Consider the following 15080-nt stretch of genomic DNA (forward strand, 5'->3'; position numbering starts at 1 on the left):
CCTGAACCGTGGCGCAGATCGCAGACCAGATTGACGTGGCTCCCGAGAGCTACTCCACCGAAAGCCCGGCCACCGAGGCGTCCCCGACGCCGCGCGCCGTGCTCAACGTCTCCGGCGCAGCCGTGGGCCGCCGCAAGCAGGCCATCGCCCGCGTGCGCCTCGTCCCCGGCAACGGTGGCATGACCGTGAATGCTCGCGAGTTCGCGGAGTACTTCCCCAACAAGCTGCACCAGCAGCTCATCACAGACCCATTCAAGGTGCTCGACCTCATCGGCTCCTACGACGTCGTGGCGAAGATCACCGGCGGCGGCCCCTCCGGTCAGGCCGGCGCTCTGCGTCTCGCGATCGCCCGTGCGCTGAACGAGATCGACCGTGAGAACAACCGCGCCGTCCTCAAGAAGGCGGGCTTCCTGACCCGCGACGCCCGCGTCATCGAGCGCAAGAAGGCCGGTCTCAAGAAGGCCCGCAAGGCGTCCCAGTTCTCGAAGCGCTGATCGACGCGGCCGTCCGGCCGTTCGACCAGAAGCTCGAGAAGGGACTGCGCACCATGCCGCGCCTGTTCGGAACAGACGGAGTCCGTGGCCTCGCCAATCGCGAGGTCACGGCAAACCTGGCCCTCGGCCTCGCTCAGGCGGCCGCCCGTGTACTCGGAGCGGTCGCCAGGGCAGAGGGTCGTCGGCCCGTCGCCGTGCTCGCCCGCGACCCCCGCATCTCCGGTCAGTTCATCGGTGCGGCCGTCGCTGCCGGGCTTGCGAGCGCCGGTGTCGACGTGCTCGATGCTGGCGTCATCCCGACTCCAGCCACCGCCTACCTCATCGCCGACGAGGGTGCGGACTTCGGCGTCATGATCTCGGCGTCGCACAATCCTGCTGCCGATAACGGCATCAAGTTCTTCGCCGCCGGTGGACGTAAGTTGCCCGACGAACTCGAGAACCGCATCGAAGCGGCGCTCGGAGTCCCTCCGCTCACGCCTACCGGCGCTGACGTCGGACGCATCCGCCGCTTCTCCGACGCCGAGGACCGCTACGTCCTCCATTTGCTCGGCTCCCTGGAGGGCACGCGGCTGGACGGCCTGCATGTCGTCATCGATTGCGCGCACGGCGCCGCGGCCGGTATCTCGCCCGAGGTGTTCACCGATGCCGGAGCGACCGTGACCGTCATCGGCAACGATCCGGACGGCCTCAATATCAATGACGGGGTGGGATCGACTCACCTCGACACCGTCGCGGCAGCCGTGCTCGCTGCCGGTGCCGACCTCGGCATCGCTCACGACGGCGACGCCGACCGTTGCCTCGCCGTTGACGCCAAGGGTCGTGTCGTGGACGGCGACCAGATCATGGCGATCCTCGCGACCGCGATGGCGCGCCGCGGATCTCTCCGCGACGGGGTGCTCGTCGCGACGGTGATGAGCAACCTAGGCCTCAAGCTGGCGATGGCCGACGCCGGCATCCGCGTCATCGAGACAGCGGTCGGCGACCGCTACGTCCTCGAGGCAATGAACGACGGCGACTTCTCTCTCGGCGGGGAGCAGTCCGGCCACGTGATTATGAGCCGTTACGCCACAACCGGCGACGGCGTCCTCACCGGGCTCCAGCTCGCGGCCGAGATGGCACGCACGGGGCGGAGCATCGCGGAACTCGCCGCCGTGATGGACGTGTTCCCGCAGACGCTCGTCAACGTTCGCGGCGTCGACCGCGAGGGCGTCCACGACGACGACGTGATCGCCTCCGCGATTGCCGATGCCGAGGCCGAGCTGGGCAGCGACGGGCGGGTGCTCCTGCGCCCCTCGGGCACCGAGCCGATGGTGCGGGTGATGGTGGAGGCCAAAACGCAGGAGACGGCCGACCGCCTTGCGGACTCCCTGGCCGCCGTGGTGCTGGAGCGGTTGCGCTCCTAGTCGCCGCGCGTCGGTCGGCGTCTTCCGCGAGGCTCTCGCTCGCGAGATGGGGCGAGTCGGACGAGATGGCCTGCCGCGGCGGCGGATCTCGTCCGTTCGCGCGGATCTCGCGACATTTCGCGGCGGGCGGCGGTCAGATTTTGCGGAGGAGGATGGAGGAGACCGTGTGGTCGGCCTGCTTGCGCAGGACGAGGCTCGCGCGCGAGCGGGTGGGACGCACGTTCTGCACGAGGTTCGGCTCGTTGATGGCTGTCCAGATGCTCCGGGCGCGCTCGCGGGCCTCATCGGGCGTCAGCGCCGCGAAGCGATGGAAGTAGGAGTTCGGATTGGCGAAGGCGCCCTGCTGCAGGGTGAGGAAGCGCTCCTCGTACCAGCGCGCGATGTCGCTGATGCGTGCATCCACGTAGACGGTGAAGTCGAACAGGTCGCTCACCGCCAGGCCGCGCCCGGGAGCTGGAGGTTGCAGCACGTTCAAGCCCTCGATGATGAGCACGTCCGGCCGGCGCACAACGATCTCGGCATCGGGGACGATGTCGTAGAAAAGATGCGAGTAGAAGGGAGCGCGGACCTCCGCTGCGCCGCCCTTCACCTCCGAGACGAAACGCAACAGGGCGCGGCGGTCATACGACTCCGGGAACCCCTTACGGCTCATCAGCCCGCGCCGCTCGAGCTCGCGGTTCGGCAGGAGGAAGCCGTCGGTCGTCACCAGCTCGACCCGCGGAGTGTCCTCCCAGCGCGCGAGCAGCTCCCGCAGCAGGCGGGCAATGGTCGATTTCCCCACCGCGACGGAGCCGGCGACGCCGATCACGAACGGCGTGGGCTGTGCGCGCTCGCCGAGGAAGGTGCTTGTCGCGCGGTGCAGATGCTTCGCGCCCCGCGCGTAGAGGGAGAGCAGGCGCGAGAGCGGCAGGTAGACCTCGGCGACCTCGGTCAGGCTCAGCCGGTCGCCGAGTCCACGCAGTTGCACGACCTCGGTCTCGGTGAGGGGCAGCTCGGTGTTCCGGGCCAGTTCGGCCCAGTCGGAGCGGACGATCTCGACGAAAGGGGAGGGATGGGCGTCGCGCGCGGGATCGCGGAGTGACGACGGCATGACGACCGATCCTAGCGTCCGCCCCGCCGTGCGCTTCACGCCGCGGGAGCGGTCCCTGCGCCGCTTAGAATCGAGCCCATGTGTGGAATCGTTGGATACGTCGGTGCGCGCGATAGCTTGGCCGTGCTGCTCGGAGGCTTGAAGCGTCTGGAGTACCGGGGGTACGACTCGGCGGGCGTGGCCGTGATCGACGCCGACGGACAGATCGACAGCCGCAAGCGCTCGGGCAAGCTCAGCATCCTGGTCGATGACCTCGAGGCGACTCCGCTGGCCACGGGCACGACCGGAATCGGGCACACCCGCTGGGCGACGCACGGCGGCCCCACCGACCACAACGCACACCCCCATCTGGCCGATGACGGGAAGCTTGCGGTCATCCACAACGGGATTATCGAGAACTTTCAGCCTCTCAAGGAGCAGCTGCTCGCTGACGGTGCCGTCTTCGAGAGCGAGACCGACACTGAGGTCGCCGCCCACCTCATTGCTCGGGAGTATCGCCGCACCGGCGACCTCGTGCTCGCGTTCCAGGCCGTGGTCGCGCATCTCGAGGGCGCGTTCACGCTGCTCGCGCTGCACCAGGACCACCCCGGAGTCGTCGTCGGCGCTCGCCGCAACTCGCCGCTCGTCATCGGCCTGGGCGACGGCGAGAACTTCCTCGGCTCAGACGTCGCAGCCTTCGTCGAATTCACGCGCCGCGCGGTCGCGATCGGCCAGGACCAGATCGTCACCATCACTCCTGAACTCGTCACCGTCACCGACTTCTTCGGCAACGCCGTCGAGACCGAGCCCTTCGAGATCGCTTGGGATGCCTCCGCTTCCGAAAAGGGCGGCTGGTCGAGCTTCATGGCGAAGGAGATCACGGAGGGGCCGGAGGCGGTCGCCAACACCCTCCGCGGCCGCATCCACGAGGGCACGATCACGCTGCCCGAACTCGAGGCGCTGGATCCAGTCCTCACCCAGATCGACCGCATCACCGTCATCGCCTGCGGTACCGCCGCCTACTCGGGAATGGTCGCGAAGTACGCCATCGAGAAGTGGGCGCGCGTTCCGGTCGAGGTCGAGCTGAGCCACGAGTTCCGCTACCGCGACCCGGTGCTCTCTCCGCGAACGCTCGTGATCTCGATCAGTCAGTCCGGCGAGACGATGGACACGCTGATGGCGGTCAAATACGCCAGGGAGCACGGCGCCAGAACTCTCTCGGTCTGTAATACCCAGGGGGCGACGATCCCGCGGGAGTCGGACGCTGTGCTGTACACGCACGCGGGTCCGGAGGTCGCGGTCGCCTCGACCAAGGCGTTCGTCGCCCAGATCGCGGCGCTCTACCTCTTCGGGCTGCACCTCGCCACGGTCCGTGGCGCCGCCTCCGCCGAGGTCGTCGCCTCGCAGGCCGCCCAGCTCGCAGCCATCCCTGAGAAGCTCTCGCAGGTGCTCGACGCTTCCGAAGACATCGCTCAACTTGCCGGCTGGATGGCCGACACCCGCGCGGTCCTGTTTCTCGGCCGCCACGTCGGCTACCCGGTTGCGCTGGAGGGCGCGCTCAAGCTCAAGGAGCTGGCCTACATCCATGCCGAGGGCTTTGCTGCGGGCGAGCTGAAGCACGGGCCGATCGCCTTGATCGAGCCGGGCCAGGTCGTCTTCGTGATCGTTCCCAGCCCGAGCGAGTCGTATGAGTTGCAGCGCAAGGTGATCTCGAACATCCAGGAGATCAAGGCCCGCGGCGCTCGCGTCATCGCGATTGCGGAGCAGGGCGATACTGCCGCGATCCAGATCGCCGACGAGGTTGTGCCGATCCCGCTCGCCGATCCGCTCTTCGAGCCGCTGCTGGCCGTGACTCCGCTGCAGATGTTCGCGATGGAGCTGGCGAGTGCCAAGGGTTTGGACGTCGACCAGCCGCGCAACCTCGCCAAATCGGTCACCGTCGAATGATCGTGGCGTGATCGTCGGGATCGGGGTGGACGTGGTCGATCTCGCGCGCTTCGAGCGCTCGTTGCTGCGCACACCCCGCCTCCGCGAACGGCTGTTCGCCCAGAGCGAACGCACACTCCCCGTCGCCTCGTTGGCTGCGCGATTTGCAGCCAAGGAGGCACTGATCAAGGCGCTCGGCGATTCGGTCGGCGCTCGCTGGCACGACATGGTCGTCGAGCGCGACGAGCACGGTAATCCGTCGTTCGCCCTGCAGGGACCCGCGCGCGCTGCGGTTGCGGCGCGCGGGATCACCCGCGTGCACCTCTCAATGACTCATGACGCCGGCGTCGCCTGCGCCTTCGTCGTGGCCGAATCGTGAGCGCGCCGCTGTCGTACCGCGAAGCAGTGATCGACGTGGACGCGATCACGGCGAACGTCGGCCGACTCCGCGAGCTGACAGGGGCCCGACGCCTGATGGTCGTCGTGAAGGCCAACGGCTATGGGCACGGCGCGCTCGCCACCGCGCAGGCGGCGCTCGCCGGGGGAGCCGACGCCCTCGGGACGGCGGAGCTGCGCGAGGCCGTTGCCTTGCGCACAGCCGGCATCGTCGCTCCGCTGCTCTGCTGGCTGCATGACCCGGGCGAGGACTTCGACGCGGCGCTCGAGCACTCGATCGACGTCGCCGTGTCCTCCGTTGCGCAACTCAACGCCCTCGCGCAAGCGGCCGAGGATCGCGGCGTGCGGGCCGCGGTCCAGGTGAAGGTCGACACCGGCCTGAGTCGCAACGGCGCTCCGGAGGGGGAGTGGGTACCGGTCGCCCAGGCGCTGGCCCGGCACGCCGCGCGCGGCACTGTGCACCTCACCGGTCTGTTCTCGCACCTTTCGAATACGTCCCGCGAAGACGACCTCGCCCAGCTCGGGCGCCTCCGAGCCGCGGATGCGGTCCTCCGTCGGTTCGGCATCCAGTCGCCGGTCCTGCACCTCGCGGCGACGGCGGCCGCGCTCCGCATCCCAGAGACACGGCTGGATATGGTGCGGACGGGCATCGGTGTCTACGGCCTGTCGCCCGTCGAGGACGAGACGTCGCTCGGACTCGGCCTCGTGCCGGCGATGACGCTGCAGGGCCGGGTCGCCGGCCTCCGTCGGGTCGCGCGGGGGACCGGGGTCAGCTACGACTACACCTACCGGGCCGGAGGCGAGACAACACTCGCGCTCGTCCCGTTCGGCTATGCAGACGGCATCCCGCGCAGCGCGTCCGGCGTCGCCGAGGTCTCGGTCGGCGGCCGGCGCCACCGCATCGCGGGACGCGTCGCCATGGACCAGTTCGTCGTCGATGTCGGCGACGACCCCGTCCTGGTGGGCGATCCGGTGGTCCTCTGGGGCGACCCCACGACCGGCGTTCCCTCGGTGGACGAGTGGGCGCGCTGGTGCGGGACCATCAACTACGAGCTGGTCACCCGTCTCGGCCCGCGCGTCCCGCGACGGCTGCTCCCTGCGGCGGCGAGCCGTGCCTGATCGATCCTGGTTCGTCGAGCGGACGGTCGAGGCCACCGATCCGGAGGCGATGGCCGCGCTCGGCCGCTCGCTGGGTCGCGTCCTGCGTGCCGGCGACCTGCTGGTGCTCACCGGTCCGCTGGGCGCCGGCAAGACCACCTTCACGCGCGGTCTGGGTGAGGGCCTGGATGTGCGGGGCCCGGTCACGAGCCCCACCTTCGTGATCGCGCGTACGCATCCGCCCCTGCACAACGGGCCTCCGCTCGTGCACGTGGACGCCTACCGGGTCGGCTCACCCGTCGAACTCGATGACCTCGACCTTGACCTCGAACACTCGGTCGTCGTGGTCGAATGGGGCGCCGGGATGCTCGATGGAGTCGCCGAGTCGTGGCTGGACATCGTCATCGAGCGGCCCACCGCTGGCGGTGACGCCGGAGACCTCGAGGAGGGCCAGGAGCCGATAGAACCGCGCACCGTCCGCTTCCGCGGCACCGGCTGGAGCTGATCCCGCCGGTATCCTGAGCGGGTGCTCCTCGCGATAGACACCTCCTCCGGAACCTCCGTCGCCGTCGTCGACGCCGCGGGCGAGGTGCGCTCCGAGCGCACCGAGACCGACACCATGCGTCACGCCGAGGTCGTCGGTCGGTTGATGCAGGAGGCGCTCGACGCGGCCGGAGCGACGCCGGCCGACATGGAGGCGGTCGCGGTCGGTATGGGTCCCGGCCCCTTCACCGGACTGCGGGTTGGCATCGCCGCCGCCCGGGCCTTCGCACTCGGCCGCGGTATCCGGACATTCCCCGTCGTCTCGCACGACGCGATCGCCCTCGAGGCGCTTCGTCACGGTCGGTCAGAGGGCTTCCTCGTGGTCACCGACGCTCGTCGCCGCGAGCTGTATTGGAGCGCCTACGACGGCCTCGACGAGCAGGGCGTCCCCGTGCGCGTCGCCGGTCCCGGCCTCGAGAAGCCCGCCTCCCTCCCGCACCCGGAGCTCCCGCGCCTCGACGCCGACTCAGTGTCCGCCGCCGCACTCGGAGTCGTCGCCGCCCGGCTGCGCGCCGTCGGCCGCATCGGAGCGCCCGACGTGCCCCTCTACCTCCGCTCGCCCGACGTCACACTGTCGGCCGGCCCCAAGCGGGTCACCGCGTGAGTGACGCGACGCTCCGCGAGGCCGCAGCCGGCGACCTCGCGGCGATCATGGCGATCGAGGAGTCGGAGTTCGCGGGCGACGCTTGGTCGCGCGGAACGATGGCGGAGGAGATCCGGAGCCGGCACACCCGCTATCTGGTCGCCGAGCGCGAGGGGGCGCTCGTCGGCTATGCCGGCCTGCTCTGCCCGGTGGGGGCGCACGAGGGTGACGTGCAGACGATCGCGGTCGTCGCCTCCGCACGCCGCACCGGCCTCGGCCGCCGCCTGCTGCACGCACTTCTCGAGGCCGCCGCCGAGCGTGGAGCCCGCGACGTCTTCCTCGAGGTGCGCGCCGACAATCCCGCCGCGCAAACCCTCTACCGCTCCGCTGGCTTCGAGGAGATCGGGGTCCGCCCCGCCTACTACCAGCCCGACGGAGTGGACGCGATCGTGATGCGCCTGCCCCTCGCCCCGCCCCAGGAGGCATCATGAACGCCGGACCCCTCGTCCTCGGCATCGAGACCAGTTGCGACGAGACTGGCATCGGGATCGTTCGCGGCACGACGCTGTTGGCGAACGTCGTCGCCTCCTCGATGGAGGAGCACGCCCGCTACGGCGGTGTCGTTCCCGAGGTCGCCGCTCGCGCGCATCTGGAGGCGCTCGAGCCCACCCTGCACGCCGCGCTCGCCGAGGCTGGAGTCGCCCTTGGCGACCTAGACGCCATCGCCGTGACCTGCGGCCCCGGCCTCTCGGGCGCTCTGATGGTCGGCGTCGGGGCCGCAAAGGCCCTCGCGGTCTCGCTTGGCCTGCCGCTCTATGCGGTCAACCACCTCGTCGGCCACGTCGGCGCCGACGTGCTCCGTGCCGAGGGGGGCGAGGGCAGCCCGGTGGAGGTGCCCACGATTGCCCTCCTGGTCTCGGGCGGGCACACCTCACTCCTGCACGTGCGCGACCTGGTCTCAGATGTCGAACTCCTCGGCGAGACGATCGACGACGCCGCGGGCGAAGCCTTCGACAAAGTGGCGCGGGTGCTCGGCCTGCCCTACCCCGGCGGCCCGCAGATTGATCGGGTCGCGGTCGGCGGCGATCCCCGCGCAATCCGCTTCCCCCGTGGACTGAGCCTTCCGAAAGACCTGGAGCGGCACCGCTACGACTTCTCGTTCTCGGGACTGAAGACGGCCGTGGCGCGCTGGGTCGAGAAGAAGCACGACGCCGGCGAGGAGGTGCCCGTCGCCGACGTCGCCGCGAGCTTCCGCGAGGCGGTCGCCGACATCCTCATTACCAAGGCCCTCGCCGCCTGCCGCGACCGTCACGTCCCGCGCCTCCTGCTGGGCGGCGGAGTGGTAGCGAACGCGCGGGTGCGTGTGCTTGCGGAGGAGCGCTGCGCGGCAGCCGGAGTCGCGCTGCGGATACCTGCACTCTCGCTCTGCACCGACAACGGCGCCATGATCGCAGCGCTGGCGGCCCAGCTCATCGAGGCGGGACAGCCGCCGTCGGGCCTCGAATTCGGGGCCGACTCCACACTGCCGGCGACGCACATTCAGGTGCGCTGAAGCAGTGGCGACAAGCAGCACCTCGCCTTTTGACAGGCCGATCGTTCCGCTGCCACTCTTGGCCCGTCCATTCGTTTCTGATCAGGGGGATCCAGATGACCACTCACTACACGCCCACCACCGAGCGCTACAACGTCCTCGCGATCGTCGGCTTCATCACCTCGTTCTTCATCTCGGTCGTCGGCGTCGTGCTCGGCTTCATCGCCCTTTCGCAGATCAAGCGCACAGGAGAGAAGGGGCGCGGCCTCGCTCTCGCCGCGGTCATCATCGGCTTCGTCACGGTCATCATCTACGCCGTCATCATCGTCGCCGTCTTAGCCATCGCGGCCACGGCGCCTCATCGGGGTTGGTGATGGTGACCGCAGGCGACCACACCCCATTCGGCGGGACACCATGACCGACGAGACAGGCCACGGAGTGCACAGTGCACCGCAGGCCGGATCGACACGGGCCGGATCGACACGGGCCGGATCGACGTCCGTGCCGTTCGCCCCTCCGCTCGGCGAGCCGTCGGCTGCCTACCCGCCGCCGGCGGCTCCCGCTGACCTCTCCCCTCCAGCGCCGCCGCGCCGAGCGCCGCTGAATCCGCTCGCAGTCGCGGCGCTGGTCTGCGGCCTGCTTGGCCTCGCACCGGCCGCGATCGTGCTGGGTCATGTCGGGGTCGTTCAGGCGGGTCGCTCGGGGGAGCGCGGCCGAGGGCTCGCCGTCGCTGGCCTGGTCCTCGGCTACGTCGCAATCGTCCTCATGGTCATCGCCTTCTTCGCCTGGACCGCCTTCGTCGCCGACCTGCGTGACAGCGGCTACCTGCCTGCGTGAGGTGAACTGCCGCCGCTCTCGACGCGCTGGCTAGACTCGGCCCATGAGCGACAGCACCCAGCCCGGCTCCGACGAGCAGCAGGGCTCCGTCCCCGTTCCGCCTCTCCCGCCGGCACCACCCGTCCCGCCCGCTCCTCCCGTTCCTCCCGCACCGCCCTCAAGCGGCACACCCGGGTATCGGCCGGCCACGCCCGGTGCCGACTCCACTTCGCCGAGATACGGCACGCCGCCGGCGGCCGCGGTCGCCTTCGCATACTCGCCGGCCCCGACCACGTCGCGCACGCTGAGCCTCGTCGGGATGATCCTCGGCATCATCGGCTTGGTCATCACCGTCCTCGCCTGGGGCTTTGGCTTCCTCCTCTCGGCCCCCGCGGTCGTCCTCGGTTTCCTGGGTCGGCGCCGGGAGCCAGGCGCCCGCGGCTTCGCGCTGACCGCGATCATCACCGGCTTCGCGGGAATTGTCATCTCGCTGATCTACCTCGCGATCACGATCGTCGTGGTCGCTGTTGCGTTGGCGAACGTCAGCACCAGCTCGTAAGCGTCGGGAGGCTCACGGCGCGGTCGGTCGCTCCACTCGCTCGGCGAGCAGCGCGCGGTGCCTGCCCTGAATCCTGGTGAGGATCAGAACGCCATCCCGGCTGCCCGCAAGCCCCAGCCGCCTGCGGAAGCGCGCAGGATCGACATCGACGCCACGCTTCTTGATCTCGAGCACTCCGATGCCTCGCGCGCGCAGCTCCTTTGCCAGAGTCCGCTCGTCGAGCGGCAGTTCGGCGAGCACGCGGAAGCTGCGCAGGAACGGCGAGGAAGCAGCCTCGTCACCGGTGAGATAGGCGATTCCGGGGGAGAGCATTCGGGAGTCGCTCGCGCGCGCCAGCTCTCCAAGCAGGCGCGCACGGATCGCGGAGCCGTCCGGCTCGTGCACGAAGGCGCCGAGGACGCCCACCTCCTCGTCCTCGCTGTCCGCCGCCGCCGTGAGTTCAGCCGTCCCTCCCGCACCGAGCAGCAGAGCGGAGCGGCGCACGCCCGGTCGCGCCAGTGAACCGAACCAGAGGCCCGTCTCGACCAGCTCGCCGTCGACCGAGATCCACTGTGCCTCCGCCTCGTTGGGCAGGCGCTCGCGGTCGAAGCCGGGGCCGACCTTGACACCGACTGGCCGGTGTTCGGCGAGGCCGAACGCGAACTCGAGCGAGGGGGAGTAGTCGTCAGGATTGTCGAGGCGCCGGGTCTCGCGGTGGCCGGTCGTCCGCCGGGCCGGGTCGAGGTAGATGGCGTCGAAGCCGGTCAGGTCGAAGGACCCCGCGTCAGCGTGCACCGCCCGCGCGGCGGGGAAGGGTGCGAGGTTGAAGCTGGCGAGCGCGGCCGTGACCTCGTCGGCCTCGACGGCGGTCACCTCCAGGTCGATTGCGGCCATCGCGAGAGCGTCGCCGCCGATGCCGCTGCCCAGATCGGCGATACGCGTTGCTCCGGCGGAGGCGAAGCGACCCGCGTGCAGGGCGGCGACCCGTAGGCGGGTGGCCTGCTCGAGGCCCGAGTCGGTGAACAGCATCGACCGCGCGAACTCGCCGAACTTCGCCTCCGCTTTCTGGCGCAGGCGTGCCTGGGTCAGCACAGCCGCGACCAGCACCGGGGAGTGGCCGGCGGAGCGGAGGCGGGACACGGCGCGCACGAGGTCGGCCGACTGATAGCCGTCGAGGGAGTCGAGGAGCCGCAGGCCCTCAGGGGAGAGGAGCTCGACCAGCTCGGCGCGTTGCATCCGGCCATGCTAGGCCACGGTCTCGGACGCGCTTGCCGCGATGCTTGGCACTCTAATTGCACGAGTGCCAGCGATGCCCCTACGATGGAGCTAGCACTCTCGGAGCGTGTGTGCCAATGACCGCGCTCCGCCCACATCGTCGTCAAGAAAGAGGTCAACCGTGTCGGTGTCCATCAAGCCGCTCGAAGATCGCATCGTCATCAAGCAGGTCGAGGCGGAGCAGGTGACCGCTTCCGGTCTCGTCATCCCCGATACCGCCAAAGAGAAGCCGCAGGAGGGCGAAGTCGTCGCGGTAGGCCCCGGCCGCATCGACGACAACGGCAACCGCGTCCCGCTCGACGTCGCGGTCGGTGACAAGGTCATCTACTCCAAGTACGGCGGAACCGAAGTCAAGTTCGGTGGTGAGGATCTCCTGGTTCTCTCCGCTCGCGACGTCCTCGCGGTCGTCGTCCGCTAGTCCGGACTCCTCGAAGGGCCCGGCGACTCAGGTCGCCGGGCCCTTCGTCGTTCGCAGCCGGTCCTCCTGGCGGACACTGGCCTGATTCCGCCTACTTGAGCCGGTACCGATGCCGGTCTCGTGCGTAGCATCGGAGGGGTGTCCACGTCCCCAACCCCAACCTCCTCCGACTCCCTCGAGCCCACGGCCGCAGGCGTAGCTGTCGGCGAGGGGGTAGAGGCGCTCTCGGTGTCCGCGTCCTCACAGGCTCCCTCCGCGGGTGGGATGTCATCGACGGGTCTGCTGTTCGCATTCGGCGCGTACCTGCTGTGGGGTGCGATGCCGCTCTATTTCATCGCCATGGCGCCGGCGTCCCCCTTTGAGATCGTCGCTTTCCGCGTCCTGTTCTCGCTCGTGTTCTGCGTGATTCTGCTCACGGTGACGCGCGGTTGGCACTCGTTCGCGGCGCTGCTGCGCCAGCCGCGGATGCTGGGAGTCATGGCAATCGCGGGCGTGCTGATCTACATCAACTGGCAGGTCTACGTTGCCGCCACCACCACGGGGCACGTGATCGAGGCGGCGCTGGGCTACTTCATGAATCCGCTGGTGACGGTGCTTCTGGGCGTGCTCGTCCAGCGCGAGCGCCTCCGCCCAGCGCAGTGGGTGGCAATGGGTATCAGCGCCGTCGCAGTGCTGGTCATCGCGGTGGGGTACGGAGCGTTCCCCTGGATCTCGCTCGCCCTCGCCTTCTCGTTCGGTTTCTACGGCCTGGTGAAAAGCCGGGTCGGCGGCCGAGTGGACGCGGTGGGCGGGCTGACCTTGGAGACGCTGTGGCTGACTCCGCTCGCCGTCGTGCAACTCGCGGTGGTCGGCTCGACGGTGGGCTTGACCTTGACTACCCATGGGCCGGGGCACGCGCTGATCCTCGCCTCAGCCGGCATCGTCACCGTTGTCCCGCTGCTGCTGTTCGCCGGAGCGGCACGGCGCCTGCCGCTGTCGATCGTCGGCTTCGTGCAGTACCTGACGCCGTTCCTGCAATTCCTGGTCGGGGCGTTCGTGCTGCACGAGGAGATGCCTCCGGAGCGCTGGATCGGCTTCGCGTTGGTGTGGGCTGCCCTGGCTGTTTTCTCAGCCGACCTCATTGCTGCAGAGCGCAGACGACGCCGCTTGTCCGTGTGATCTGCGGAACGCGTCGTGCCGCCGCCATCCAACGGCGGAAAGGTAACGATCCGGTCGCGAAACGTATTGGAAACACCTCTGTATTGTTCACGGGTGCTTCGGAGGTTAGGTTGGCCGAGCGGTTGCCACCGGCGCCGCTCCCACTGACACATACCTCTCAAGGAGCAACATGGGCGTTTACGCGAAGGCCGGTTCGGGCCCCGCGCGGTCCCTCCGGGCAACCCTCGGCGGTGTCGCCATCCTGGGCGCTAGCGCTCTCGTCCTCGCCGGCTGTGCCGGTGGCGGCGGCAGCGGATCGGGCGGCGGCAGCGGCTCGGGCGACCTGTCCCTGAAGATCGGCACGATCCTCCCCCAGACGGGCACTCTCGCTGTGCTCGGCCCGCCCGAGATCGCGGGCGTGGAGGCGGCGGTCGTCGACATCAACGACGCAAAGGCCGGCATCACCATTGAGGCGGAGCAGAAAGACTCGGGCGACACCACGACCGACATCGCGACGCAGTCAGCGACGTCCCTGATCGCCGACAACGTCTCCGCGATCATCGGCGCGGCCTCCTCGGGCGTCTCGAAGACCTTCATCGACCAGGTGACCCAGGCGGGCGTCGTTCAGATCTCGCCGGCCAACACCTCGCCGGACTTCACCACCTACGAGGACGACGGCTACTACTGGCGCACCGCGCCCTCGGATGTACTCCAGGGCCGCATCCTCGGCAATAAAATACTCGGCGATGGTAAGACGAACGTGTCGATCCTCTACATGAACGACGCGTACGGGACTGGACTTGAGAAGAACATCAAGGAGACGCTCGAGGCGGGCGGGGCATCCGTCGTGGGTGAGGAGATCTTCGAGCCGGCGTCGACCGACTTCAACTCGGCGTTGACCTCGGTCCTCGCTCCGAACCCCGACGCGCTGGTCGTCATCTCGTTCGACGAGATCAAGACCATCGCGGAGCAGCTCTCGGCGAAGGGCTTCGACTTCTCGAAGCTCTACGGCACGGACGGTAACTACGGAGTCATCACCGAGGCCGACAGCAATGTCGACATCGCCGGCGCACAGTTCACCAATCCCGGTGTCCAGGCGTCCGACGACTTCCAGTCGAAGCTGCAGTCGCTCGTCAAGTCGCAGGGCAACGACGCGCTGACCGTGTTCAGCTATGCGCCGGAGTCGTACGACGCCACGGTCCTGACGGCTCTCGCCTCGCTCCAGGGCGGCGCGACCGACGGTGCTACCATCCGCGACAACCTCAAGTCAGTCTCGGAGGGCGGCACGAAGTGCACGACCTTCGCCGACTGCGCGACGAAGATCGCTGCCGGGGAGGACATCGACTACGACGGCCTATCGGGTCCGATCTCGTTCGACGACAACGGCGACACCAGCGAGGCGTCTGTCTCGATCTACAAGTACGGGGCGGGCAACACCACCTCGTTCGAGGAGACCGTCGAGGGTTCGCTGAACTGACACGCGAGGACACGGCTACGGCCGTGATCTAGGAGGGGCTCGGTCGCATGACCGGGCCCCTTTGTCGCGTGCGAGTCGGGCGGTGGACACTGAGGCGATGAGATTCGGGCCAGCGGACGAGCCACTCATAAGGCTGCAAAGCCGCCGGTCGTGAGCGCAGATCAGACGGTGCAGTGCCGTTCCAGGTCACGTCGTCGAACTCATCATCGAGATCAGCAGAACCTGGCCGGTACTCAACGCCGGATACTGCCGTCGACTTCCACCGTGTGCAATGCGGATCGCAAGCTGGTTTACATCAGCTAAGAATCGCGTTTATTGTGCGATCCTCAGCCTTAGGTGTTATAATCTCAATTATCGACGGCACCGCCAGTTGACG

General features: G+C 68.9%; 17 protein-coding genes. 15 read left to right on the forward strand and 2 right to left on the reverse strand.

The window, feature by feature from the left end; all coding sequences use genetic code 11:
• The first annotated feature begins 8 nt into the window (after nt 1-8).
• Both rpsI and glmM read left to right on the forward strand, forming a co-directional pair.
• Nucleotides 9-494 carry a 30S ribosomal protein S9 gene (gene rpsI / locus B0H03_RS05680; protein WP_104265184.1) on the forward strand — a complete coding sequence of 162 codons (486 nt, stop codon included), beginning with the start codon at nt 9-11 and terminating at the stop codon, nt 492-494.
• 53 nt (nt 495-547) lie between these two features.
• Nucleotides 548-1897, forward strand: a complete 1350-nt coding sequence (gene glmM, locus B0H03_RS05685) for a phosphoglucosamine mutase (RefSeq protein ID WP_104265183.1) — start codon at nt 548-550, stop codon at nt 1895-1897.
• Between the two features lie 133 nt (nt 1898-2030).
• Here glmM and coaA read toward each other — a convergent pair whose 3' ends face one another.
• Nucleotides 2031-2987, reverse strand: a complete 957-nt coding sequence (coaA, locus tag B0H03_RS05690) for a type I pantothenate kinase (RefSeq protein WP_104265182.1) — start codon at nt 2985-2987, stop codon at nt 2031-2033.
• A gap of 78 nt (nt 2988-3065) precedes the next feature.
• Between coaA and glmS the strand changes: the two genes are divergently transcribed.
• From glmS to B0H03_RS16515, 10 genes are all read left to right on the forward strand, one after another.
• A complete protein-coding gene (glmS, locus tag B0H03_RS05695) occupies nt 3066-4913 on the forward strand; it encodes a glutamine--fructose-6-phosphate transaminase (isomerizing) (RefSeq protein WP_104265181.1) in 1848 nt (615 codons plus the stop codon).
• Nucleotides 4914-4920: 7 nt separating this feature from the next.
• Nucleotides 4921-5271, forward strand: a complete 351-nt coding sequence (locus tag B0H03_RS05700) for a holo-ACP synthase (RefSeq protein ID WP_104265180.1) — start codon at nt 4921-4923, stop codon at nt 5269-5271.
• The gene (gene alr, locus B0H03_RS05705) at nt 5268-6407 is read left to right on the forward strand and encodes an alanine racemase (RefSeq protein ID WP_104265179.1); all 1140 of its coding nucleotides are present in this window, start codon (nt 5268-5270) and stop codon (nt 6405-6407) included. Before B0H03_RS05700 ends, alr begins: the two co-directional genes overlap by 4 nt.
• Nucleotides 6408-6456: 49 nt before the next feature.
• Nucleotides 6457-6891, forward strand: coding sequence for a tRNA (adenosine(37)-N6)-threonylcarbamoyltransferase complex ATPase subunit type 1 TsaE (gene tsaE / locus B0H03_RS05710; RefSeq protein ID WP_104265196.1), 435 nt, complete (start codon nt 6457-6459; stop codon nt 6889-6891).
• Between the two features lie 21 nt (nt 6892-6912).
• Nucleotides 6913-7533, forward strand: coding sequence for a tRNA (adenosine(37)-N6)-threonylcarbamoyltransferase complex dimerization subunit type 1 TsaB (gene tsaB / locus B0H03_RS05715; RefSeq protein WP_104265178.1), 621 nt, complete (start codon nt 6913-6915; stop codon nt 7531-7533).
• Entirely contained in the window at nt 7530-8003 is a 474-nt protein-coding gene (gene rimI / locus B0H03_RS05720; RefSeq protein ID WP_241560435.1) for a ribosomal protein S18-alanine N-acetyltransferase, read from the forward strand. Before tsaB ends, rimI begins: the two co-directional genes overlap by 4 nt.
• The gene (tsaD, locus tag B0H03_RS05725) at nt 8000-9064 is read left to right on the forward strand and encodes a tRNA (adenosine(37)-N6)-threonylcarbamoyltransferase complex transferase subunit TsaD (protein WP_104265177.1); all 1065 of its coding nucleotides are present in this window, start codon (nt 8000-8002) and stop codon (nt 9062-9064) included. Before rimI ends, tsaD begins: the two co-directional genes overlap by 4 nt.
• A gap of 95 nt (nt 9065-9159) precedes the next feature.
• Nucleotides 9160-9417, forward strand: a complete 258-nt coding sequence (locus B0H03_RS05730; protein WP_104265176.1) for a DUF4190 domain-containing protein — start codon at nt 9160-9162, stop codon at nt 9415-9417.
• A 40-nt stretch (nt 9418-9457) separates the two neighbouring features.
• Complete coding sequence (locus B0H03_RS05735) at nt 9458-9880, forward strand: DUF4190 domain-containing protein (RefSeq protein ID WP_104265175.1); 423 nt, start codon at nt 9458-9460, stop codon at nt 9878-9880.
• A 43-nt stretch (nt 9881-9923) separates the two neighbouring features.
• Nucleotides 9924-10418, forward strand: coding sequence for a DUF4190 domain-containing protein (locus B0H03_RS16515; RefSeq protein WP_160487245.1), 495 nt, complete (start codon nt 9924-9926; stop codon nt 10416-10418).
• A gap of 12 nt (nt 10419-10430) precedes the next feature.
• On the opposite strand, the gene B0H03_RS05750 is transcribed toward B0H03_RS16515, so the two are convergent.
• Complete coding sequence (locus B0H03_RS05750; protein ID WP_104265172.1) at nt 10431-11633, reverse strand: THUMP-like domain-containing protein; 1203 nt, start codon at nt 11631-11633, stop codon at nt 10431-10433.
• Between the two features lie 160 nt (nt 11634-11793).
• On the opposite strand from B0H03_RS05750, the gene groES reads away from it, so the two are divergent.
• From groES to B0H03_RS05765, 3 genes are all read left to right on the forward strand, one after another.
• Nucleotides 11794-12090 carry a co-chaperone GroES gene (groES, locus tag B0H03_RS05755; protein WP_097167691.1) on the forward strand — a complete coding sequence of 99 codons (297 nt, stop codon included), beginning with the start codon at nt 11794-11796 and terminating at the stop codon, nt 12088-12090.
• 264 nt (nt 12091-12354) lie between these two features.
• Nucleotides 12355-13248 carry an EamA family transporter RarD gene (gene rarD, locus B0H03_RS05760; RefSeq protein WP_104265194.1) on the forward strand — a complete coding sequence of 298 codons (894 nt, stop codon included), beginning with the start codon at nt 12355-12357 and terminating at the stop codon, nt 13246-13248.
• A gap of 169 nt (nt 13249-13417) precedes the next feature.
• A complete protein-coding gene (locus tag B0H03_RS05765; protein WP_104265171.1) occupies nt 13418-14704 on the forward strand; it encodes an ABC transporter substrate-binding protein in 1287 nt (428 codons plus the stop codon).
• Nucleotides 14705-15080: the final 376 nt, after the last annotated feature.

The organism is Rathayibacter iranicus NCPPB 2253 = VKM Ac-1602 (genome assembly GCF_003149025.1).
GTDB lineage: Bacteria > Actinomycetota > Actinomycetes > Actinomycetales > Microbacteriaceae > Rathayibacter > Rathayibacter iranicus.

Coding starts and splice junctions, on each gene's coding strand:
- glmS (WP_104265181.1), top strand. CDS start 3,066: ATGTGTGGAATCGTTGGATACGTCGGTGCGCGCGATAGCTTGGCCGTG.
- rarD (WP_104265194.1), top strand. CDS start 12,355: ATGTCATCGACGGGTCTGCTGTTCGCATTCGGCGCGTACCTGCTGTGG.
- tsaE (WP_104265196.1), top strand. CDS start 6,457: ATGGCCGCGCTCGGCCGCTCGCTGGGTCGCGTCCTGCGTGCCGGCGAC.
- B0H03_RS05735 (WP_104265175.1), top strand. CDS start 9,458: ATGACCGACGAGACAGGCCACGGAGTGCACAGTGCACCGCAGGCCGGA.
- coaA (WP_104265182.1), bottom strand. CDS start 2,987: ATGCCGTCGTCACTCCGCGATCCCGCGCGCGACGCCCATCCCTCCCCT.
- glmM (WP_104265183.1), top strand. CDS start 548: ATGCCGCGCCTGTTCGGAACAGACGGAGTCCGTGGCCTCGCCAATCGC.
- B0H03_RS16515 (WP_160487245.1), top strand. CDS start 9,924: ATGAGCGACAGCACCCAGCCCGGCTCCGACGAGCAGCAGGGCTCCGTC.
- B0H03_RS05765 (WP_104265171.1), top strand. CDS start 13,418: ATGGGCGTTTACGCGAAGGCCGGTTCGGGCCCCGCGCGGTCCCTCCGG.
- B0H03_RS05730 (WP_104265176.1), top strand. CDS start 9,160: ATGACCACTCACTACACGCCCACCACCGAGCGCTACAACGTCCTCGCG.
- tsaD (WP_104265177.1), top strand. CDS start 8,000: ATGAACGCCGGACCCCTCGTCCTCGGCATCGAGACCAGTTGCGACGAG.
- B0H03_RS05750 (WP_104265172.1), bottom strand. CDS start 11,633: ATGCAACGCGCCGAGCTGGTCGAGCTCCTCTCCCCTGAGGGCCTGCGG.